19 protein-coding genes and 3 pseudogenes are annotated in these 21,656 nt (G+C 62.5%); 11 read left to right on the top strand and 11 right to left on the bottom strand.

From position 1 onward, the window contains the following. Positions 1-192: 192 nt before the first annotated feature. Entirely contained in the window at positions 193-807 is a 615-nt protein-coding gene (locus tag JQ624_RS35995; protein ID WP_212423622.1) for a hypothetical protein, read from the top strand. A gap of 134 nt (positions 808-941) precedes the next feature. Here JQ624_RS35995 and JQ624_RS35990 read toward each other — a convergent pair. Continuing rightward, positions 942-1,123, bottom strand: a pseudogene (locus tag JQ624_RS35990) (peptide ABC transporter substrate-binding protein); the annotation flags it as partial. 398 nt (positions 1,124-1,521) lie between these two features. Here JQ624_RS35990 and JQ624_RS35985 point away from each other — a divergent pair. From JQ624_RS35985 to JQ624_RS35970, 4 genes are all read left to right on the top strand, one after another. Continuing rightward, complete coding sequence (locus tag JQ624_RS35985) at positions 1,522-1,824, top strand: DUF485 domain-containing protein (RefSeq protein ID WP_212423621.1); 303 nt, start codon at positions 1,522-1,524, stop codon at positions 1,822-1,824. Positions 1,825-1,826: 2 nt separating this feature from the next. After that, the gene (locus JQ624_RS35980; RefSeq protein ID WP_212423620.1) at positions 1,827-3,521 is read left to right on the top strand and encodes a cation acetate symporter; all 1,695 of its coding nucleotides are present in this window, start codon (positions 1,827-1,829) and stop codon (positions 3,519-3,521) included. Positions 3,522-3,682: 161 nt separating this feature from the next. Beyond that, positions 3,683-5,485, top strand: a complete 1,803-nt coding sequence (locus JQ624_RS35975) for a putative nucleotidyltransferase substrate binding domain-containing protein (protein WP_212423619.1) — start codon at positions 3,683-3,685, stop codon at positions 5,483-5,485. Between the two features lies 1 nt (position 5,486). Further along, positions 5,487-6,161 (top strand): 3'-5' exonuclease, encoded by a 675-nt coding sequence (locus JQ624_RS35970; protein ID WP_212423618.1) that lies wholly within the window; start codon positions 5,487-5,489, stop codon positions 6,159-6,161. Between the two features lie 155 nt (positions 6,162-6,316). Here JQ624_RS35970 and JQ624_RS35965 read toward each other — a convergent pair whose 3' ends face one another. The 3 genes from JQ624_RS35965 to JQ624_RS35955 all read right to left on the bottom strand — a co-directional run bounded on the left by JQ624_RS35965 (position 6,317) and on the right by JQ624_RS35955 (position 9,222). Next, positions 6,317-8,107 (bottom strand): peptide ABC transporter substrate-binding protein, encoded by a 1,791-nt coding sequence (locus JQ624_RS35965; RefSeq protein WP_212423617.1) that lies wholly within the window; start codon positions 8,105-8,107, stop codon positions 6,317-6,319. A gap of 438 nt (positions 8,108-8,545) precedes the next feature. Continuing rightward, positions 8,546-8,746, bottom strand: a complete 201-nt coding sequence (locus tag JQ624_RS35960) for a hypothetical protein (protein WP_212423616.1) — start codon at positions 8,744-8,746, stop codon at positions 8,546-8,548. Between the two features lie 161 nt (positions 8,747-8,907). Further along, the gene (locus tag JQ624_RS35955; protein ID WP_212423615.1) at positions 8,908-9,222 is read right to left on the bottom strand and encodes a hypothetical protein; all 315 of its coding nucleotides are present in this window, start codon (positions 9,220-9,222) and stop codon (positions 8,908-8,910) included. A 339-nt stretch (positions 9,223-9,561) separates the two neighbouring features. Between JQ624_RS35955 and JQ624_RS35950 the strand changes: the two genes are divergently transcribed. Then, positions 9,562-10,890 carry a TRAFs-binding domain-containing protein gene (locus tag JQ624_RS35950; RefSeq protein WP_212423614.1) on the top strand — a complete coding sequence of 443 codons (1,329 nt, stop codon included), beginning with the start codon at positions 9,562-9,564 and terminating at the stop codon, positions 10,888-10,890. Then, positions 10,830-12,098: a patatin-like phospholipase family protein gene (locus tag JQ624_RS35945; RefSeq protein WP_249130339.1), complete on the top strand. Its 1,269-nt coding sequence runs from the start codon at positions 10,830-10,832 to the stop codon at positions 12,096-12,098. The genes JQ624_RS35950 and JQ624_RS35945 overlap by 61 nt, the downstream gene beginning before the upstream one ends. 22 nt (positions 12,099-12,120) lie before the next feature. On the opposite strand, the gene JQ624_RS35940 is transcribed toward JQ624_RS35945, so the two are convergent. The 6 genes from JQ624_RS35940 to JQ624_RS35915 form a co-directional block, all read right to left on the bottom strand. Then, positions 12,121-12,708 (bottom strand): hypothetical protein, encoded by a 588-nt coding sequence (locus tag JQ624_RS35940; protein ID WP_249130343.1) that lies wholly within the window; start codon positions 12,706-12,708, stop codon positions 12,121-12,123. Between the two features lie 114 nt (positions 12,709-12,822). Further along, entirely contained in the window at positions 12,823-13,329 is a 507-nt protein-coding gene (locus JQ624_RS35935; RefSeq protein WP_212423613.1) for a hypothetical protein, read from the bottom strand. A gap of 9 nt (positions 13,330-13,338) precedes the next feature. Continuing rightward, a complete protein-coding gene (locus tag JQ624_RS35930; protein WP_212423612.1) occupies positions 13,339-13,575 on the bottom strand; it encodes a hypothetical protein in 237 nt (78 codons plus the stop codon). Further along, a complete protein-coding gene (locus JQ624_RS35925; protein ID WP_212423634.1) occupies positions 13,572-14,399 on the bottom strand; it encodes a substrate-binding domain-containing protein in 828 nt (275 codons plus the stop codon). The genes JQ624_RS35930 and JQ624_RS35925 overlap by 4 nt, the downstream gene beginning before the upstream one ends. Positions 14,400-14,421: 22 nt before the next feature. Further along, on the bottom strand, positions 14,422-15,144 hold the full coding sequence (locus JQ624_RS35920) for an energy-coupling factor ABC transporter ATP-binding protein (protein WP_212423611.1): 723 nt from the start codon (positions 15,142-15,144) through the stop codon (positions 14,422-14,424). Positions 15,145-15,146: 2 nt separating this feature from the next. After that, positions 15,147-15,839, bottom strand: coding sequence for an ABC transporter permease (locus JQ624_RS35915; protein ID WP_212423610.1), 693 nt, complete (start codon positions 15,837-15,839; stop codon positions 15,147-15,149). Positions 15,840-15,927: 88 nt separating this feature from the next. On the opposite strand from JQ624_RS35915, the gene JQ624_RS35910 reads away from it, so the two are divergent. The 4 genes and pseudogenes from JQ624_RS35910 to JQ624_RS35900 all read left to right on the top strand — a co-directional run bounded on the left by JQ624_RS35910 (position 15,928) and on the right by JQ624_RS35900 (position 21,239). Next, a complete protein-coding gene (locus JQ624_RS35910; protein ID WP_212423609.1) occupies positions 15,928-16,815 on the top strand; it encodes a helix-turn-helix transcriptional regulator in 888 nt (295 codons plus the stop codon). Positions 16,816-17,017: 202 nt separating this feature from the next. Beyond that, positions 17,018-17,416, top strand: a complete 399-nt coding sequence (locus JQ624_RS35905; RefSeq protein ID WP_212423608.1) for a hypothetical protein — start codon at positions 17,018-17,020, stop codon at positions 17,414-17,416. Between the two features lie 448 nt (positions 17,417-17,864). Further along, positions 17,865-17,990 (top strand): annotated as a pseudogene (locus tag JQ624_RS39850) (double zinc ribbon domain-containing protein); the annotation flags it as partial. 99 nt (positions 17,991-18,089) lie between these two features. Beyond that, positions 18,090-21,239: an AAA family ATPase gene (locus JQ624_RS35900; RefSeq protein WP_249130338.1), complete on the top strand. Its 3,150-nt coding sequence runs from the start codon at positions 18,090-18,092 to the stop codon at positions 21,237-21,239. Between the two features lie 87 nt (positions 21,240-21,326). On the opposite strand, the pseudogene JQ624_RS39040 reads toward JQ624_RS35900, so the two are convergent. Beyond that, a pseudogene (locus tag JQ624_RS39040) lies at positions 21,327-21,434 on the bottom strand (SAM-dependent methyltransferase); the annotation flags it as partial. Between the last annotated feature and the right edge of the window lie 222 nt (positions 21,435-21,656).

Here is a 21,656-nt window from a genome sequence, read left to right as displayed (position 1 = left end):
CCCGGGATTCGCTCTGCTCGTTCAAAGAGCTCGCCGAGCGCGAAAAGCGAAGCACAGCGAGCCCGGCTCGCATTTGATTTGGATCAAAAGAGCGATCGTCCGCCTTCGCCTGCGACTGTTTGAAACCGAACAGAACGTGTTTCGTCCGGTCTGCCAGAATGACCGGCAGAAACCTTCACCTTGGAGACGGCCATGCCCACGCAAACCAGCAGCGCTCATTTTTTTCTCAGTTGGGCCAAGGAGCGGATTGATGAGATGGATGCCACACTCGCATCGCTCGAGGGTAAAGCGGTGCAAATGCAGGCGCAGACCCGGGTGAAGGCCGATCAATTCATCTCAGAGATGAAGAAAAAGCGAGATGAATTCGAAAGTACCGTCGAGAAGCAGGCCGAGGCGGGCGAGCCCGCTTGGGACAGCGCCAAGCTGCGGTTGGCAGCAGAGTTGAAGGGCTTCGAGGCCGAGACCCAGAGGTATCTTGAGACTTTCGGCAACAACATAGAGCAACAACAGGCTGTCTTTCAAAGCCAGGTCACAGCTCAACTAGGCGCCTGGCGCGAAGCAGCGGATAAACTCAATGCTGCAGGGAAGGAATTCGCGATCGAGCGGCGGCGCGAAATCGATGCCACGATCTCGCGGATGAAGGCCGATGCAGCCGCCGCCGAGAAAAAGCTCCAAGAACTCGCCCGGGCGGGAACAGAATCCTGGTCGACACTCAACGCCGCCCTGGCAGAAGCGCGCGCCACTTTCGATCGCGCCAATCAGGCGACGCGGGAAGCCTTCAAGCGGGCCACCCGTTCGGCTCAATAGCCGTACGGCAGGTGGCACGCCGAACGATGATGTCGCTGGCGGTTCGCACCGTCAAAGCGAGACAACATCGTGCCTGCAGAGGGGGCCCCGACATTTCTCACTCGGAAAGACGATGGCCTGGATCTTCTGCCCGCGGGCGCATTGATCGAGGTCCGGCACGCGAACTTCAGCGGCGTGCCGTCCTTGGCGCGAATGCCGTCGCCGCCCTTTTTCCAGCCGGCAACCTCGAGGATCTGGTTGGCCTCTCGATGTTGAATTCGAATTTCGTGTTCTTCGACCGAAAGCGTTCCGGGTTGTTGAGGAAGTTCGCGGTGGCTCCGCAAGGGGCGCTGGTTCGATTCCGGGCTAGAGGCACCACGGGCATTTTCCTGAAACAATTCCGCGCTATTCAAGAAGGAGCGGCCTTAAGGCGGGTGTCAGCTTTTCGGCCGAGTCTGACAGCGGCGAACGCCTTCTCCGGAAGCAACACATGCCCGACGTTCACAGGCTTTGCGCGATGGCGACGTTCATGCGTTGATTTGATCTACATCAACAGCCACGTCCGACGTTTCGTCATACGTTATCGCAACGCGGCGAGAACAAGCTGCATTTTTCGCTCACTTTCGGTGGTGTCGCCAAGCGACAGCCGCTTAATGGACCTTTGGCGTGCTGTGCGTCGTCTTGCGCGAGCACGCTGTCGATACGTCTGTCTGCGAATTCTTCGGGAGAAACAGCATGGATGCGAGAAGCCTCGAAGCGATCCAGCGGGATCCGGACTACAAGGAGCTGGTGCGGCGGCGCTCGTCGTTCGGGTGGACGCTGTCGCTGATCATGCTCGTGATCTACTTCGGTTTCATCCTGCTGGTCGCGTATGCGCCCAAATTCCTCGGCATGCGGCTGGGGACGGGCGTAACGACCATCGGCATCCCGATCGGTCTGTTCGTCATCGTCTCGGCGTTCGTGCTCACCGCCATCTATGTCAGCAAGGCCAATTCCAAATATGACACCCTGATCCGTCGAATTGTCGAGGGGGCGTAGCCATGAGAAAGCTCTCCTGCATATTCGTGACCGCAATATTTGCCAGCCTGCCCTCGCTCGCGTTTGCGGCCGGCGCCATCGACGGCGGCACCAAGCAGGCGGTCAACTGGGTCGCCATCGGCATGTTCGTCGCCTTTGTCGCCCTGACCCTCGGCATCACATATTGGGCGGCAAAACAGACCGCATCGGCCGCGGATTTCTATTCTGCCGGCGGCGGCATCACCGGTTTTCAGAACGGCCTCGCGATCGCCGGCGACTACATGTCGGCGGCCTCTTTCCTGGGCATCTCGGGCCTGGTCTATACCTCCGGCTATGACGGCCTGATCTACTCGGTGGGGTGGCTGGTCGGCTGGCCCATTGTTACGTTCCTGATCGCCGAGCAGTTGCGCAATCTCGGCAAGTTTACGTTTGCCGACGTCACCTCGTTCCGACTAGGGCAGACCGAGATCCGCATTCTCGCGGCTTGCGGTTCATTGGTCACCGTCGCCTTCTACCTGATCGCGCAGATGGTCGGCGCCGGAAAGCTCATTCAGCTGCTGTTCGGCCTCGACTACTGGATGGCAGTCGTCCTGGTCGGCGGCCTGATGATGATCTACGTGACCTTCGGCGGCATGAAGGCAACGACCTGGGTGCAGATCATCAAGGCCGTGCTGCTGTTGATGGGCGCGACATTCATGGCTGGCGCGGTACTGTACAAATTCGGCTTCAGCCCGGAGGCCCTTTTTGCCAAGGCAACCGAGGTACATCCCAAGCACACCGCGATCATGGAACCCGGCAGCCTGATCTCCAATCCGCTGTCGGCGATCTCGCTGGGATTGGCCCTGATGTTCGGCACCGCCGGGCTGCCGCACATCCTGATGCGCTTCTTCACGGTGAAGGACGCCCAGGCCGCACGCAAGTCGGTCCTGTATGCGACCGGCTTCATCGGCTATTTCTATATCCTGACCTTCATCATCGGCTTTGGCGCCATCGTGCTGGTCTCGACCGATGCGGCGTTCCTTGACGGGAGCATTCTGGAGAAGACCAAGAGCGGGATCGCAGCGATCCAGGGCGGCTCCAACATGGCAGCGATCCATCTGGCGAACGCGGTCGGCGGCAACATATTCCTCGGCTTCATCTCGGCGGTGGCCTTCGCCACCATCCTCGCGGTGGTATCCGGCCTGGCGCTCGCCGGCGCATCATCGATCAGCCATGACATCTACGCCATGGTGATCAAGAACGGGAAGGCCAACGAGCAGGACGAAATCCGCGTCTCGAAGATCGCGACGCTGTTCCTCGGCGTGCTGGCGATCATTCTGGGCATCATATTCGAGAACCAGAACGTCGCCTTCATGGTTGGGCTTGCCTTTGCCATTGCAGCGTCGTGCAACTTCCCCGTGCTGGTCACATCGATCTTCTGGAAGGGGCTGACCACGCGGGGCGCGTTGATCGGCGGGTTCCTCGGTCTGATCAGCGCCGTCGTCGGCGTCATCCTGTCGCCTGCGGTATGGGAAGCAACGCTCGGCAACCCCAAGGGGTCAGCGCCGGTCCCGCTCGACAACCCGGCGCTGTTCTCGATCGCGATCGCATTCGCCGGCATTTGGCTATTCTCGGTTCTGGACCGCAGCGCGCGGGCCAGGGCCGACCGTGACGGCTTCGACGCGCAATATGTGCGCTGCCAGACCGGCATCGGCGCGTCCGGCGCCACCACGCACTGAAACCGGGCTTCGAAGAGGAGGTCATGCTCGATTCCAAGGCGAACGTCAGGTCCGGTAGGCGGAGGCCAGCCTGACTCAGCAGGCAACGTATCTGCCCGGTTGAATCATTTGGCTGGCGCTGTCTAATTCCTGGCGCGCCAGCCTCCGGTCAGGGAATGCAGATGCCCAGCGCCTTCGATGCCACCAACCCGCCTTTCGACCGCTTGACATCGCAAGAGGTCGAAACACTGCGCGCCGCGCTGGATATCGCCTACTTCCGCCCGGGCGAAACCGTCATCGCCCAGAATGCGGCCGCCAACGCCCTGTTCGTGATCATCAAGGGCACGATCGAGGAGCGCGACGGCAACGACCTGCTGGCGCTGCTGGGTCCCAAGGACAGTTTCGACAGCCGCGCCCTCGTCCACGGCAAGAGCGGTCACGCATTCGTAGCTCGTGAAGAGACGCTCTGCTACATCGCTCCCAAGAACCTGACGCTCGGCTTGATCCAGAGCAATCCCCGGTTTGCCTCGTTCTTCTACCGCGAGATATCGCAAAAGCTGGATGAGCTCGTCCGCGACGAGGAGGAGCGGCGCTACGGCTCGCTGATGCGTGCGCGGGTCGCCGAGCTGTTCCTGCATCCCCCCACATTCATCGATGCGAGCGATACCATCGAGGCCGCCGGCCACCTGATGCGCGAGATCGACAGCAACGCGCTGTTCGTTCGCGACGGCGAGCGCATCGGCATCATCACCGGCATGAACCTGTCCAAGGCAGTCGTGCTGCGGCGCCTGGCGATCGAAACCCCCGTGCGTGCGCTCGCGCATTTTGATGTCGTTACGTTGCGGCCGGATGATTTTGTATCGTCGGCTCTCGTGCTGATGACCAAACGAAACAAACGACGCGTGGCGGTACATGACGGCGAGCGCTATGTCGGTATCCTCGAAGATATCGACCTGCTGGGTTTCCTCGCCGGCAGCGCCCAGGTCGTCGCCGGCCGCATTGATCGCGCCTCGAGCAAGGACGACCTCATGATTGCCGCGCGCGAGACCGCGGCGCAGGTGCGCACCCTGCGCCGCCAGGGCGTCAAGGTCGAGGTGATCGGCGAAGTCGTCTCCGACCTTAATGGACACCTGTTCTCGCGGCTGTTCGAGATGGTCGCACCCGCCGAGATCCGGACCAGCGGCTGCCTCATCGTCATGGGGAGCGAAGGCCGCGGTGAACAGACCGTACGCACCGATCAGGACAACGGACTGATCCTGGCCGGCCCCGTCGATCAGGCGGCGCTGGATGCGTTCCGGAGCGATTTTTCCGGTGCGCTGGCGGAGTTCGGCTTTCCACCGTGCCCCGGCAACGTGATGGTACGCAATCCGGTTTGGTCAAAGCCGCTCTCCGACTATCTTTCGGATTTCCGCCGTTGGGTGACATTGCCTGACGATATGGCCCATATAAACGTGGCAATCTTCTACGATGCGCGTGCTGTCGCCGGCGATGCGCAACTGCTGGCAACGGCGAAGGCAAATTTGATCGATCTGATCCGCGGCGAGCAGGCTTACCTGGCTCACTTCGCACGTGCTGTGGACGCCTTCGCGACGCCGATCGGGCTGTTCAACAAACTGGTCACGTCCGAGGGTAAGGGCGATGCGCTGGACCTCAAGAAGGGCGGGATCTTTCCGATCGTTCACGGCACCCGTAGTCTCGCGATCGAGCACAGCCTGATGGAAACCGCGACCGACAAGCGCATCGCGCGACTGCGCGAGATCGGCGTCCTGCAACCCGACTTTGCCCGAGAGTTGAGCGAGACGCTTCGTTTCCTGCTGACGCTCAGGCTCGACGGACAACTGGCTGCATCGGGCGGCATTTCAGGAACGCTGGTGCGACCATCATTACTTTCGAGCATGGAACGCGATCTGTTGCGCGACGCCTTTCAGGTGGTCAAACAGTTTCGCGGGATCATTCGCCACCACTTTAATCTTGGCATGTTCTGACGTGATCCCCCGCGCGATCAAACGCCTCTTCCATCAAGCCTCGATCGGCGATCAGTCGTACCGGTTCCTGTTCGAGCCGGGACCCGCGGACGAGGTTGTCGCGATCGATTGCGAGACGACGGGTCTCAACGTGCGTACCGACGACATCATCGCCGTTGCCGCGATCAAAATCCGAGGCAACCGAATCCTGACCAGCGAGCATTTCGAGGCGGTCGTTCGCCCCGATGCTGACATGCGGGCCGAAGGGATCAAGGTGCATCGCCTGCTTCGGGCCGATGTTGCACAAAGCCCGTTCATCAGGAAGGTGCTGCCAAGTTTGCTGCATTTCATCGGCGGGCGTCCGCTGGTCGGATACTATGTCGACTTCGATATCGCGATGGTCGACAAATACGTCCTCCCCTTCATCGAGATCGAGCTGCCCAACCGGCGCATCGAGGTTTCCAAGCTCTACTACGAGCGCAAGTATGGTGACGCGCCGGCAAATACGGTCGTCGATCTCTCATTCGCGGCAATGCTTAAGGATCTCGGCATCCCGCTGCTCGCCCAGCACGACGCCTTCAACGACGCTCTGATGACGGCAATGATGTATGTCGCCTTGCGTGACTTGAAGGAACGGGGTGTACGCATCGCGCGCGCCCGCTCGCATGCTGCTGTTTTCAATCCGACCGGTGCATAAAGCACTCTCGTCCGCGGTATTCGTCCCGCCATTGCCCCTCGCGCGCGCCATCCGACAACGCGACCGCGAATCCGCCTGCAAGCTTCGCGAGGCGTCGCGCTCACTGTGCCCGCAAACGCCAGGCTGCTACATCAGGCACATCTGAAAGCCCGCTGTCACGCCTCCCGGTACCAGCTCGCGAGCTGCCACAGATCGTTGTCCCAGCCCGAAATATGCGCGGTCAGCTTGCCGCCGAGGGCTGCGACCCGGGTGCGGGAGATGATGGGCTGGATGTAGTTGTCTTTCACGACGAGGTCGTTGAGCTTGATGAAGAGCGCCGCGCGCTTCACCGCGTCGAGCTCTTGTTCGCACTGCTTGTAGGTCTCGTCGTATTCCTTGCTTTGCCAGCGCGAGACGTTGCGCCCCTGCCACTTGTTGTCCTTGTTCGCCACCTGCCAGGACACATACTGGTTCATGAAGAGCTGCGGATCGGCCTGCGGCATGGTGGTGTTGTACATCTGCGCGTCGCAATAGAAATGCGTGTAGGTATCGGGATTGGCGGTATCGGAGGAGAAGAACACCGAGCCCACCACCGACTTCAGTTCGACGTCGATGCCCGCTTTCTGGCACGCCTGCTTGACGATGGCCTGGGTCTTCTGCCTGGGCGCATTGATCGAGGTCTGGAACACGAACTTCAGCGGCTTGCCGTCCTTGGCGCGAATGCCGTCGCCGCCTTTTTTCCAGCCGGCGGCCTCGAGGATCTGGTTGGCCTTCTCGATGTTGAATTCGAATTTGGTGTTTTTCGACCGGAAGCGTGGTGGGTTGTTGAGGAAGTTCGCGGTGGCCAGCGCCGTGCGGCCATAGATGAATTTCTCGATCGAGACGCGATCGATCAGGAGATTGATGGCCTGGCGCACGGCCGGATCGCTGAACAGCGGATGCCTGGTCTTGATGCTGGCGCGCTCGCCGTCGACCTCGACCGCGGGATCGGTCGAGTTGAGCTGCATGAATTCGACATTGCCTGACGTCGTAATGCTGATCTTGCCCTTTCCGAGGGCTTCCATCTTCAAGAGGAGCTCGTCTTCGACCTGCATGTTCCAGGCATAGTCATATTCGCCGGTCTGCAGCACCGCGCGCGCCGCCGACACCGCGTCGCCGCCGCCCTTGACCTCCACCTCGTCGAAATGCGGCCGGTTGGCGACGTGGTAGTTGGGATTGATTTTGGCGCGGAGCATGTCGCCCGGCTTGAAATCCACGAACATATAAGGGCCGGTGCCGACCGGCTTCAGGTTGTTCGGCGCCTCGCGCGACTTGCCGCCGACGTAATCCTTGAACAAATGTTTCGGGATGATCATGCCGTAGTTGCTGACAAAGGCATCGGCCCAGAATGGCGTCGGCTTGGCAAAAACGAGGCGGACGGTGAAGTCGTCGATCTTCTCGACCGTGATGTCCTTGTAGCTGGCGATCGAGACCGCCGCGGTCTCCGGCGTCCTGGCATATTCCCAGTTGAACACGACGTCGTCGGCCGTGAAAGGCATGCCGTCATGCCATTTGACGCCGCGCTTCAGCTTCCAGATCACCGAGCGGCCGTCCTCGGCCAATCCGTCATTCTCCTTGCTCGGAATCTCGGCAGCGAGGATCGGCACCAGATTGCCGTCATTATCCCATCCCGCCAGCGGCTCGTAAAAGATCCGGGAGCCTTCCTGGTCCTTGGTGCCGACGGCGAAATGGGGATTGAGCAGGGTCACCGCCTGCCAATACATCAGTTTCAGCATGCCGCCGCCGCCGGCCCTGATCGGCTTGTAGGGAATCGCGGTCGCAGCCATCGCGACCCCGGACTGGCTCAGCATCATCCCGGCCATCGGCGCCGAAAGGCCGACGGCGATCATCTGCTGGACAAAGGCCCGCCGCGACAACCGGCCGGTCTTGACGTCTGCAATCAGGTCTCGAAGTTCCCGTTCCTTCATGGGGCCTACTCCTTAACTGTGCTGAATGTCTCGTCACGCTCGATAAGGGAAATGGATCAGGTCAGCGCGCACCTGTCAAAGCAGGATCCGGGCCATCCCCTCATGCCAGGGCAGAATGAGGCAAGGTGACGCGGCGTCAGCCGGCCTTGGGAATCACGGGGCAGTACGTAGCGCGGATTGGAGCCGAAGGCGTAGTCCGCCGCGCCGCCTCCCCGCCGATGGGGCCGGTGTTGCCGTCGAATTGCTTAAGCGTGTGCGATGGGTCGCTACCATGCAATAGGGCTCTGGAAGTGAAAGCGGCGACAGCGAAACGGGCGGAGATTCGGCTGATGACGATGAACGCACAAGAATAGCCTGGAATGGCGGATTAGCCCTTCGGCTCCAATCCGCCCCTACGCGCTGAAGGTTACGCCGGGCCGCCGCCGCAGCGCATAGGGCTCAGGCCCTTAGCGCCATGACTCCCTCTCCGCTGATGGCGCGGTCCAGGGCGTCGATCAGCATCTGAATCTCGATGAACTTGTTGCGGGCCCGTTCGGCCTTGTCGCGGTCAAAGGGAGCGGCCAGCACCTTCGCATGGGCGTCCCTGTCCTCGAGCATGCGCGCACGGGCCTTGTTCAGCGTTTCAAGTCGCTCGCTCATTTTGGCTTCCTTCATCAGAGGGATTGGCGCCGCGCTGCCGGCGCGAATCTCAGGGTATACCGATCCAGCCACTGGCGCCATCGATCAATGGTGCGTCGTCAGCACCAGAGCAAACAAAAAGCCCGCATCGCTGCGGGCTTCTCGTCTTCCTCCAGCCTGTCTTACCAGCCGCGATAGCCGCCGCTGCCGAAGCTGAAGGTTACACCGGGGCCGCCGCCGTAGTAGCGGGGACCGTAATAGCCGTAGGGGCGCGGGGCATAGTAATTGTAGCTCCCGTAGTACGGCCGGTAGTGACGGTGATGCCAGTGGTGATGGCCATGCCAGTGGCGATGGCGGTGACGCGCGCTGATGTCGGTCGGGGATTGCGTGGCATCCATCGAAGATTTCGACTTCACCGCGTTGTCGGCGGCGTAGGCGGCGGAACCTCCCATCAGCGCGGCGGCGCCAACGGCAAACACGATAGCTAGCTGCTTCATCATCGAACTCCAGTGGAACGTGTGAAGGCTAACCGGCCGGCGCGCGTGACGTTCCGGCGTGCGACATAAAGACCGAGACGGCTGCTTGAACGAATGTTCATGAAACTGAACGGCAAGTTTCTCCTGCAGATTTTTCGTCGTGGATCACAACCTGCAACGCGGCACAATTGACCAGCCGCGAAGTTCGCGTTGCTTTCGGCGGCACATCCACCCACGAAACTTCCAGCTTTCAGGTTGCAACCACACTCGTTTTGGTTCAGACTTGTGCACTATTTTACAAGCAACCATTGATTGCGTGCGACTCCCGCGGTGCCGCTCACCAGCCGACCGGAGGATATTATGGGTAGCTGTTTTGTCATTATGGGCTTCGGCGAGAAGACCGACTTCCAGTCGAACCCGCAGCGTGTTCTGAACCTGAACAGAACCTACGAAGACATTATCAAACCGGTGGTGAAAGAGGCCGGCCATACCTGCGTTCGCGCGGACGAGATCATCCATTCCACCGTCATCGACAAGCCGATGTACGACAATCTGCTTTCGGCGGATCTGGTCATTGCGGACCTGTCCACCGCGAACGTCAACGCGGTCTATGAGCTCGGCGTTCGTCACGCGCTCCGGCCACAACGAACCATCGTGCTCGCGGAGAACAATTTCAGCTTCCCGTTCGATCTCAATCATCTCAGCATCCTCAAATACGAGCACCTCGGCAAGGAGATCGGATTTACCGAGGTGATGCGCGTCAGGGAGAAACTGAAAGAAAAGATCACGACGCTGATGGACAGTCCCGAGCCCGACAGCCCGGTCTTTCTGTTCATTCCCTCGCTTCAGGCCGCCAGCCTTCCCAAGACGCCGGCGATGGTGGCCGCCGCGGGCCCGCCCGCGCCCTCCTCTGAGCCCACGGACCGGGAACAGAAGAGCTTCGCCGAACTCCTCGTAAGCTTTCGCGCCGCGAAGGACGAGGTCAAGGAGGCCGACGATTGGGCTCTGCCTCTAGCCCTTCTGAAGCGTCTGAAGACGATGCAGCCTGACGACCCCTACATCCTCCAGCAATTGGCGCTGGCAACCTACAAGTTCCAACAGCCGGACGCCACGACATCACTGGTCAATGCCAAGAACATTTTGAGCGCGCTCACGCCGCGAACGTCGAGCGATGCCGAAACGGTGGGATTATGGGGCGCTATCCACAAACGGTTATGGGATGCAACGCAAAACCGCGAGGATCTGGATGAATCGGTGAAGGCTTATGCGAGAGGCTACTACATCCGAACCGACTATTATAACGGCATCAACTACGCATTCGTGCTCGATGTTCGCGCGTCCCGCAGCGAGGGCGATGAGGCTTTGGTGGATCGGCTTCTCGCGCGGCGGGTCCGGAAAGATGTCCTGAAAATTTGCGATCATCTGCTGCCAGGCGCCTCCGGCGCTGGCGAACCGAAACATGACGGTCCCGGGGTCAGCGGCGACGAGCTGTTCTGGATCGGGGCGACCAAGGTTGAGGCCTTGTTCGGGTTAGGCCGCAGAGATGAGGCGGGAAGCCTCAAAGCCGAGATTGTCGAGAAAGAACGCCAGCGCCTGATAAAGGCCGGCCGCGATAGCAACGCCGTGAAATGGATGGAAGATACCCTGAACAAGCAACTGAGCGCACTTGGCGAGCTATTGCCGCCCTGACGGGATCAAAACACGACAGCAAATCGGAACGACAAATGACCCATCTCAAAAACTGGCAAACAAAGTTCGCTGCTGAAAGACCCCGCCGGCTGCTGGCGCTCGACGGCGGCGGAATCCGCGGCGTGATGTCTCTCGAAATCCTGCGCAAGATTGAGCAGGATCTGGCGACGGCAACTGGCAAAGGCGCGTCATTCCGTCTCGGGGATTTCTTCGACTATATCGGCGGCACCAGCACCGGCGCCATCATTGCGGCTGGCCTCGCGATGGGAAAGTCAGTTCAGGAACTGAGCGTTTTCTACTCCGAGGCGGGACCGCTGATGTTCGAAAAATCATCCCTGATCGGCCGGCTGCGCAGCTTCTATCAGGCCGATCCGCTGCGCAAGAAGCTGAACAGCGTGTTCGGGGAGCGCACGCTTGGGGCCGACGACCTGCGTTCGCTGCTGCTGGTCGTCACACGAAATGCAACGACGGATTCGCCGTGGCCAGTTTCCAACAATCCTTTTGCCCGGTACAACGATCGCACCCGCAAGGACTGCAATCTGCAGATTCCGCTGTGGCAGCTGGTGCGTGCGAGCACGGCTGCGCCCGTCTATTTCCCGCCCGAAATAGTCGAGTGGGATAAAGACGACCCGGCAAAAACCTTCTTCTTCGTCGACGGTGGCGTCACTCCCTACAATAACCCGGCCTTCCAGCTGTTCCGGATGGCGACACTTCCGCAGTACCGCTTGAACTGGCCCGTCGGAGAGACGAAGATGATGCTGATTTCGGTCGGCACGGGATCGGCGGCGGCGGTCAGCCGCGACCTCAACGCGCGCGGACAATTGGCGCCGGCCAACGTCGCGCACCTTCCCGGCGTGCTCATGGGCGGCGCCGCAATCGACCAGGACATCAATTGCCGCGCTGTCGGCCGCTGCGTGTTCGGCGAGCCGATCGACCGGGAGCTCGGCGACATGGTTCCGCGGCGACCGGATCCGCTCAAGGGGGATGTCATTCCGCTCGAACAAGATTGCGGCCGCCAATTCCTGTATGCCCGCTACAATCCCGATGTGAGTCGAGACGGCCTCGACGCCTTGGGGCTGACCCAGATCGATCCGGATCACGTCCAGGCGCTGGATCAGATCGAGTACATCAATGAGATGCAATCGGTAGGACGGGCGTATGCCGCGAAGTTCGTGGACATGACGCCATTCCAGAGATTTGCAGGCTGACGCGGCCAAGGCCGCATCGGCTTCACGTCCACAGCCGCCCCGTATCCAGCCAATGGGTCCGGCCACCCTTTTTTTGCACCTCCTGCATCAGGTGCTGGGTGCCGCCCGGGCCGTCGCCGCCGGCTCCGTTCCACAGGCAGATGAAATCGACCTTTTCGGCGCCGTACCCTGTCGCCACCTGCAGCATCCACAAATTGTTGCGTTCGAAAGGATCTTCGTCAGGCTTGAGCGGGCCAAGTTCCTCGGACGCGATGTGCAATGCCGCCTGTGACTTCGCTGCAAAATAGCGCGAACGCCAGTCCGCATCGGCAAAATCGACGGATTCCGCAAGAAACCTGTCCTCCTCAAATGGAAGATAGATCGCAAGGGTCAATTGCCGGGCCAGCGCGGCCTCGGCGAACAGCAAATCCCCGCCACAGGCGCCGCCACAAATTGCCAGATCGCCGCGCCCCACGGCGATCTGATCGAGCAGATCTCCGATCGCCTTGGCTGCGATCGGCTCCTTGTCTGCCGGGAACCGGGGCTCCCTCCGGGTCGGGCTATCAATCATGTGGCCGCTGAAAAGCAGCACCTTGCGCGGGTTCATCTCGCCCGAAGTTTGAGACGCCATCACTGAGCCCTCACCTTGCGCTGACAACATCTTTAACAGAGAAGCCGATCCCAGGCAGCGCAATAAGTGCGGGCGCGGATGCTATGGCCTCCCAATTTGCTGGAGTTGCGGAACCTATTCCACCGCACCGATCGTAATGGCGATCGTATCCGGCGATACGCCGCTCAATTGCAGCACGACCGGGCTGGCGTTGAGATCGAGCCGCACGCTCTTGCGCACGCCCGGACAATCGCTGCGGCCGGTGCTGCCGACGGAGCGGGCGTAGCGGCCGTTCTGAATGACGTCGATCCAGGCGTCGTCGGAGAGCGTGATCTGGTAGATGCCGGGCTTGGCCAGCACGGGCAATCGCACCATGCCGCCATGCCACTGCTCCGTTCGCGGCTTGCGCTCGGGCGGCATTTCGAAGGAGGCTTGCGCCGCCGCCTGCAGACGAATGACCAGCGCGCCCGCCGGCAGCGCTGCCAACGCCTCGCCCGCCGCAACCGTCGTCTTGTCCGCCGCCGCAAACGCCGCGCGTTCGCGCGCCAGCGACCATGCGAATTTTTCGCAACCGTCGTCGGCGGCCCTGGCCGGTCCGAGCAAAGCGAGCAGCGTGACGGCGACGAGACCTGAGCGGAACATCGGAATCCCCTATTGCGGCAGGGCGCGTGCAGCGAAGCCGTGCTTTGCCAGCGTGCGGTAGCCTTCCGCCGAGAGAATGAAGAGCGCGAACCGATGCGCGGGGACGGAAGCGCCGTTCATCACGGTCAGGCCGTAGTCGGCGCCGACCGCGAGCACCGCCGGCAGCCTGCGCGCGGTGCTCGCCATGGCCGGCGCCGTCATGATCGCGAAAACCGCAAGCGCTGCCGAAAGCCGCGCGCGCATCACGCGCCGGAATCGCTGGCGTTGGGATAGAACAACTGCTCGCCGTTGATCTTGTACTCGGCGATGGCCTTCTGGCCCTCCGCCGACACCAGCCAGTCGATCAACTGCTGGCCAAGATCCTTCTTGACGCTCGGGTGCTTCTCCGGGTTCACCAGCATGACGCCGTACTGGTTGAACAAGCGCTTGTCGCCTTCCACCGAAATCAGAAGGTCGCCGCGGTTCTTGAACGAAAGCCAGGTGCCGCGATCGGCGAGCACATAGGCGTTGGAGGCCGACGCTGTGTTGAGCGCCGCGCCCATGCCCTGCCCGATCTCCTTGTACCAGGGGCCTTTGTCCTTCGCGATATCGATGCCGGCGACCTTCCAGAGGTTGAGCTCGGCCTGGTGCGTGCCGGATTTGTCGCCGCGCGAGATGAAGTCGGCGCCCCTGGCCTTGATCGTACCAAGCGCTGCGACAATGTCCTTCGATCCCTTGATGCCGGCGGGATCGCTCTTCGGGCCGATCAGGATGAAGTCGTTGTACATCACGGGGTAGCGCTTGACGCCAAAGCCTTCGGCGACAAACTTCTCTTCTGCCGGCTTTGCGTGGACGAACACGACGTCGGCATCGCCCCGGCGCGCGGTATCGAGCGCCTGTCCGGTGCCCTGCGCCACCACCTTCACATCGATGCCGGTCCTGGCCTTGAACATCGGGAGGATGTGGCCGAACAGGCCGGAATCCTGCGTCGAGGTTGTCGATGCCATCACGATCGATTTGTCCTGTGCGACGGCGTGGCCGGCGAATACGAGACTGGCGGTCACCGCGATCAGCAAACGGCGCGTGAACATCTTCATCGTTGTTTTCCTTCCATTAAACCAATAGTTCACCCGCGAGGAATGTCCTGGCCTCGGCGGTTTGCGGCATCTCGAAGAACGACGCAGCCGCGGCGGTTTCCACGATGCGGCCGCGGTGGAGCATGACGATATCGCCGGCGAGCCTGCGCGCCTCGCCGAGATCGTGGGTCGCCATCACGACCTTGATGTTGCGTTCGCTGACGGCGCGGATGATGTCCTCGACCGCCTTGGTGGCGGTGGGATCGAGGCTCGCCGTCGGCTCGTCCAGAAATAGCGCGGCCGGATCGCGCGCGATCGCGCGCGCCAGCGCCAGCCGCTGCTGCTCGCCGCCGGATAACCTTCGCGCGGCGCGGTCGGCCAGGTGTCCGAGACCGACCAGTTCGAGAAGTTCGCCGGTGCGGCGCGCATGCTCCGCGCGCGGGATGCCAGCGGCGCGCAACGCGAAGCGGACATTGGCGGCGGCGCTGCGCCGGAGCATCGCCGGGCGCTGAAACACGATCGCGCGCCTGAGCGGCGGGACATTTTCCAGGCCGCCCCAGGTGATGCGCCCGCGCGAAGGCGCGAGCAGCCCCATCGCCACGCGCAGCAGTGTGGATTTTCCCGAGCCATTGGGGCCGATCAGCACCGTCGGCGCGCCCGACGCCAGCGTGAGCGCGATACGATCGAGGATCGTGACGGGACCTGCCGTCACCGTGACGCCATCGAATACAATGGGCAGTTCGCTCGACGGCGCGCGCATGATCATCCCGCCAGTCGTTCGCCGGCGCGGCGCGCGGTCCAGGCCAGCGCATTGACGGCGATCACGATCGCGATCAGTACGAGGCCGAGGCCGACCGCGAGCGGCAGGTCGCCCTTGGAAGTTTCCAGCGCAATCGCCGTCGTCATCGTGCGGGTAAAGCCTTCGATATTGCCGCCAACGATGATGATGGCGCCGACCTCCGCCGCCGCGCGGCCGAAGCCGGCGAGCAGCGCGGTGACAAGGCTGAAGCGCGCATCCCAGATCAGCGCAGTGACCCGGCCGAGCGGGCCGAGATTCATCGCGGTGAGTTCATCGCGATATTCGATCCAGAGATCCTCGATGGTCTGGCGCGTCAGCGCAGCGATGATCGGCGTGACCAGCACGGTCTGCGCGATAATCATGGCGCCCGGCGTGAACAACAGGCCGAACGCGCCAAGCGGCCCGGAGCGCGACAGCGCCAGATAGACGGCGAGGCCGACGACGACCGGCGGCAGCCCCATCAGGGCGTTGAGCAGGACGATGACGCCCTGGCGTCCCGGGAATTTCGTCAGCGCGACGAGAGCGCCCAAGGGAATGCCGATCAGCGCGGCCAGCACCACCGCGGACAGGCTCACATAGAGCGACAGCCGCACGATGGCGAACAGCGCGGGATCGCCGCTGAGCACGAGTTGAAGGGCTGTTGCGTCGTTGGGCATGGAAATTCCGTTTGGCAGACATCTTGCGCAGATGGAACCAATGTGGTCAATTTCCGTAACACTTGCACTTGAATGCATATTGGTGCCTATGCCGGAACTCCTCACCACCGACGAAGCGGCCGAGTATCTGCGGCTCTCGGAACGCAAGCTCTACGAACTGGTGGCTGAGCGCGCCGTGCCCTGCAGCAAGGTGACGGGGCGCTGGCTGTTTCCCCGCGCAGCCCTCGACCGCTGGGTTTCCGCCGGCCTGATCGCGCCCGTAGCGCTGGCGCAAGTGGCGGCGCCGCCGATCGTCGGCGGCAGCCACGACCCGCTCTTGGAATGGGCGTTGCGCGAAAGCAATTCCGGCCTCGCCAGCCTGCCCGAAGGCAGCGAGGAAGGCCTGCGGCGGCTGACGCGTGGCGAGGTGATGGTCGCAGCCATCCATCTGCATCGGCTGGACGGCGACGACGAAACCGCCAATCTCGATGCGGTCGCGGATGCACCGGGCTTGCACGATGCCGTCGTGCTCGGCTTCGCACGGCGCGAGCAGGGCATTCTGGTCGCGCCTGGCAATCCGCTCGGCTTGAGCGACATGGCCTCGATCGCAAGTTCGCGCGCGCGCATGGCGCAACGCCCCACGGGGGCCGGCGCGCAATTGCTGCTGCTCGCACTCTTGGCGCGCGCCGGCATCGCGCTCGACGACCTGAAACTGGCAAAGCCCGCCTTTCCGACCGGACCCGATATCGCCCAGGCGATCCGGGTCGGCCGTATCGATTGCGGGATCGCTACGCGAAGCGTGGCGAAATCGGCGGGGCTCGATTTCCTGCCGAGCGCCTGGGAACGTTTTGATCTGGTGCTGCGGCAGCGCGACTACTTCATGAAGGGACCGCAGGCGCTGTTCGACTTCATGCGCGCGACCATACTGCGCGACCGCGCCGCCGAGCTTGGCGGTTATGACGTCAGCGACACGGGCGCGGTGCGGCGCGTGAATTAGGGGATACCGATCGCCAGCGATGTCCGTTGTCGTGCTGGTCCAGCCCGAAAAAACGGATATGCGGCGACGGTCGAAGTTTAACCGGGCTAACTAAACCGGAAACTCGGGGCCTGGCCCCGGATCGCCACCGCCACGCCACCAAATCGCCTAACGACTCAACGACGCCTATTGCAGCGGGCCGCGGGCGCCAAGGGAGGAACTGATGGATACCCCAACGTCTGCCGCACACGACGAGAAAACGTCTCCGCCGGAGCAGGCTCTGGCGGCACAACCCAACAAAGAGAAATCGAATCCCTCCGGCCCGCTGGAGATCAGCGCCGAACGATTCAACTCTTCCGTCGCCCGGTTGACCACAAACTCGATAGACGAACTTCACAAGTTGGCTTTCGAACTCCAAAAAATGCAAGAATTCCTGAAGTCCGAGGTCGAAAGCGTGCAGCGCCAAATCGACAGCGCGGTCGCCGGAATAAATATCATCGTCGAAACTATTGGTCCGTGGAAAAGCATGGCGGGCTCACAAACACCTCCATCAGGCACTCGCAACGCCCGCGCGGGGGGACCGGCGGCCAACATTGAGCAACGCATTCGCGTCGGGTCGTAACGAACGAAACGCAGCTCGGCGATATTTGCTGGCTGCGGTGGACCCTGGATGCATTCACAATGCAGGCGCTGATGGCGCCGCTTGCGAAGCATCGGCAGGTTAATGGAACTCGTCGTTGATCGTTTGTTCAAGCACCTGCGCCGCGGTTGATGGCACCAAGCGGCCGGGCTGGACAGCGGGGAATATGTCCGCTGTCGATTTGAACGCGGACATCGTTCAAAGCCGCACCGATATCCGCTGATGGCTCCTTAGCTGACGTGGCGCGAGCCATAGGCGCGAGCCATAGGCAAGAGTCGGTTTATGACCCGAAGCGGTCATTCCGCCGCACTTTCAAAGAGCCATTTCGCCCCAAATAGCCGTAGAATTTGCTCGTTGCGTGTTGGATGATGCGATAGGAGCTCGGAAAGCTCCTGTGCTGGGCTCCCTGGTTGCCAAAGATAGGTGCCGCATGGAGTGCCCGAGCTGCGGCAGCGAGAATCCGGAGAGGAAGCGGTTTTGCGGCGACTGCGGCGCCCCGCTGGCTCTTCGCTGCTCTGCTTGCGGAGCCGAGAACCCGCCGGCCAAAAGGTACTGCGGCGATTGTGGCGCTGCGCTGATCATATGTTTGCCAGCCAGCCCGCAAGTACCAGCAGCGCAGGGCACGTCGAGGCCCGCGAACAGGCGCGGAGAACCTTTGGCGCTGCCCGCTCGAAGCCGTTCGGCCGAGCGCCGGCAGGTCACGGTGATGTTCTGTGACCTGGCCGGTTCGACTGCGCTGGCATCCCGCCTTGATCCCGAGGAGATGCGCGAGGTTCTCACGGCGTTTCAGAACGCGGTCGCGGGGGAGATCGCGCGGCTCGAAGGCCACGTCGCGAAGCTGATGGGCGACGGCGTCTTGGCTTATTTCGGCTGGCCGAGAGCCCATGAAGATGAGCCCGAGCGGGCCGTCCGCTCGGGGCTCGCCATTGTCGAAGCAGTGGCCCGGCTCCGCACGCCGATGGGTGTGCCGCTGGCCTGTCGGGTCGGGATTGCTACGGGTTTAGTTGTGATCGGGGACCTCGTTGGCGAAGGCTCAGCGCAAGAGGAGGCGGTGGTGGGCGACACCCCGAACCTCGCTGCCCGCCTTCAGGGGCTTGCCGAACCGAGCAAGGTGATCGTGGCTGAGACTACGCGCCGCCTTCTTGGTGAAGTGTTCGAGCTGACCGAACTCGATCCGCAGTCGGTCAAAGGCTTCGCCGCCCCCATCCGCGCGTATCTCGTCGAGGGCGAGACGGCCGTCGAGGGCCGTTTCGATGCCCACCATGCCGTGTCGGTGCCGTTGTTCGGCCGTGCGCAGGAACTAGCATTGCTTCTCGGCCGTTGGCAACTGGCGCGGGCCGGTGAAGGTCAAGTCGTGCTGCTCTCGGGCGAGCCCGGTATCGGCAAGTCGCGGCTCGTGCAGGCGCTGCGTGAGGCGACGCGGGGTGAGCGCCGCGTGAGCTTGCGCTACCATGGCTCCTCCTATCACGCCAATGACGCGCTCTGGCCGGTGATGCAGCAGTTCGTACGGGCGGCTGGGCTCGGCCCGGAGGACTCGACCGAGGCCAGGCTCGATAAGGTCGAAGCTCTGCTCGCGAGAGCGGTCGCCGACCCACGAGTGCCCGCGCCGTATCTGGCCAGACTCCTCGGCCTCGAAGCCGGTGGTCGCTATCCTGTGCAGGACTTCACCCCGCAGCAGCAGAAGATGCGGACGTTCCAGGCCTTGATTGCCCAGCTCGAGGGTCTAGCCCGGCAAGAGCCCGTGCTCGTTGTGGCCGAGGACTTGCACTGGTTCGACCCGACGACGATGGAGCTGTTTGAAGCCGTCGTGGAGCAGCTGCAGCGCTGGCCGGTCCTTTTCCTGGGGACCTTCCGCCCGGAGCTTCCGCCGCCCTGGACTCGTTTTCCGCATGTCACACTGCTGACGCTCAACCGTTTGGGGCGCGGCGACACAACGAGGCTAATCGACGGCATCGCGCGCGGACGCAGCCTGCCCACGCCCGTCGTCGACGCCATCCTGACCCGGACCGAAGGCATTCCGCTGTTCACGGAGGAGCTGACGAAGACGATTCTCGGGTCGGACCTGTTGCGTGCAACGGATCACGGCTTCGAGCTGGCCGGCCCGTGGCTGCAGCCCGCCATCCCGAACACTCTGCAGGACTCGCTCATGGCCCGCCTCGATCGGCTGGGAGCTGTCAGAGAGCTGGCGCAAGTTGCCGCATGCATCGGACGGGAATTTAACCACCAGCTTCTCGCTGCCGTGACCTCGCGGCCGGAACCCGATCTGCTCGGCGCCCTCGACCAGCTGGTGGCCTCGGAACTGGTGTTCCGCCGCGATTTTGCGCCTGCAGCGACGTACAGCTTCAAACATGCGCTGGTGCGCGATGCGGCCTACGGCAGTCTGCTCAAGGAGCGCCGCCGTCAGATCCACGGCCGCATCGCCGAGGTCATCGGAGAGCAGTTTCCGGACATTGCGGCCGGCCATCCCGGCATTCTGGCGCAGCACCTGACCGAGGCAGGTCTGATTGAGCAAGCGTCCGAAGCCTGGACACGAGCCGGACTCGCGGCGCTCGGCCGCTCGGCCATGAACGAGGCGACGAACGCGCTTCAGAACGCGTCAAAACTACTCGGCGAGCTTCCGGATACGAACGAGCGCAAGCGGCGCGACCTCGACCTGCTGGGCCCGCTCAGCGTCGCCCTCATGAACACCCGCGGCCCTGCCGCGGCGGAGACCTCCGCGACCTACGAGCGTGCCGCGGTGCTCGCGCAGCAGCTCGGCGACAATGAGAATTGGCGGCGTGCCCGATGGGGGATTTGGCGTGTGGCCAATGTCCGGGCGCATCTGCACGAGGCAGCGGTAATCGCGGACGGGCTGCTGGAGGACGCGGCACGCGAGGGGAGCGCGGCTTGGGCCCTGCATGCGCATCACGCCGCCTGGTCGACGCGGCTGTTCATGGGCGATCTCGCGACCGTTTGCCGGCACGTCGACATAGGGCTTGCGCTCTACGACATCGATCGTGATCCTGCCGATTGCGTCGCTCTCGGCGGCCACGATGCGCGCGAATGTGGGCTGATCCAAGCTAGCAATTCGCAACTGCTCATGGGCTTTCCAGATCGCGCCCGCGCCATGAACCGGGCCGCAATCGAGCACAGCTTCCGCTTGGGCATCCCTCAGTCGATTGGCCACGCGCACAACTGGAGCCTGATCCTGCTGCAGCTCGTCGATGACACTCAGGAGCTCGAGGCGCGCACCAATTTCCTGGCCGATCTCGCCGAGCAACACGGAATGAACATCTACTATTCCGAGGCGCGGATCTTGAATGCCTGGCTCGGTGTGAAGCACGACCGAGATCCGAAGGCGCTGACGGCCATGCGCGAATTCTTCGAGCGCCGGCTCGCCATGGGGACGTACTTCTTCCAAACCTATTTCTATTGGCTGATCGGGGAGGCTGCCCTGCAGCTCGGTCGCGCAGAGGAGGCGCTCGCCGCAGCCAAAGAGGGCTTGGCGCGGGCCTCTGCAACAGCCGAGGGTTTTTGCGTCGCCGAGCTGCACCGCCTTGTGGCGCGCTGCCAGCTCGCGCTGGACGCCAGCGATTCCGAGAGCGCTGAGCACGCGCTCCAGGCTGCATTGGCGGATGCACGTGCTCGCTCAGCCCTCCTCTGGGAGGTGCGTGCGGCGAAGGATCTGGCGCGGCTTTGGAGCGAGCGTGTGCGTCGCGAGGAAGCGCGTGATCTCCTCTCGTCCGCCTACGCCCGATTCACTGAAGGGTTCGACACGCCAGATCTGAAGGACGTGAAAAGGCTGCTTGAGCAGCTGAGGGACTAGACTGTACCGCTTTGTCTGTCCGTCACAGGTTCGTACCACGAACTGTTCGGCCTGAGGACCTTGCAAGAACCTGCACTGGGCGTCGTGTTAGGGAACGATGCCCCTGCAAGCCCACGCAACCTTCGCAAAGGACCTCAGGCCGTCAGACCGGCCGGCCTCGTAGGCATCGCGCACGGCGGCGTCGGTACCGCCACGAACTAGAACAACCGTCGCACGAACGTCCACTCAAGGAGCGGCGACTTCCGCCTTTGGCACCTTTCCGACATGCCCGCCGATCATGGGAATGTCCGTTCACCGAGGCAGACCGGAATTCGCCGTGGTCCAGTCAAACCGACGCGAATGACCCAGGCTGTGTGAAAACCCCGTCGATGCTATGATTCTCTTGCTGAATCGGCGGGGGAAGTGATGCGGGGTTTC

The organism is Bradyrhizobium sp. AUGA SZCCT0283, assembly GCF_018130385.1.
In the GTDB taxonomy this organism is placed as follows: Bacteria; Pseudomonadota; Alphaproteobacteria; order Rhizobiales; family Xanthobacteraceae; genus Bradyrhizobium.
The sequence above is the reverse complement of the archived record's forward strand: the minus strand, read 5'-3'. Positions and strand labels throughout refer to the sequence as shown.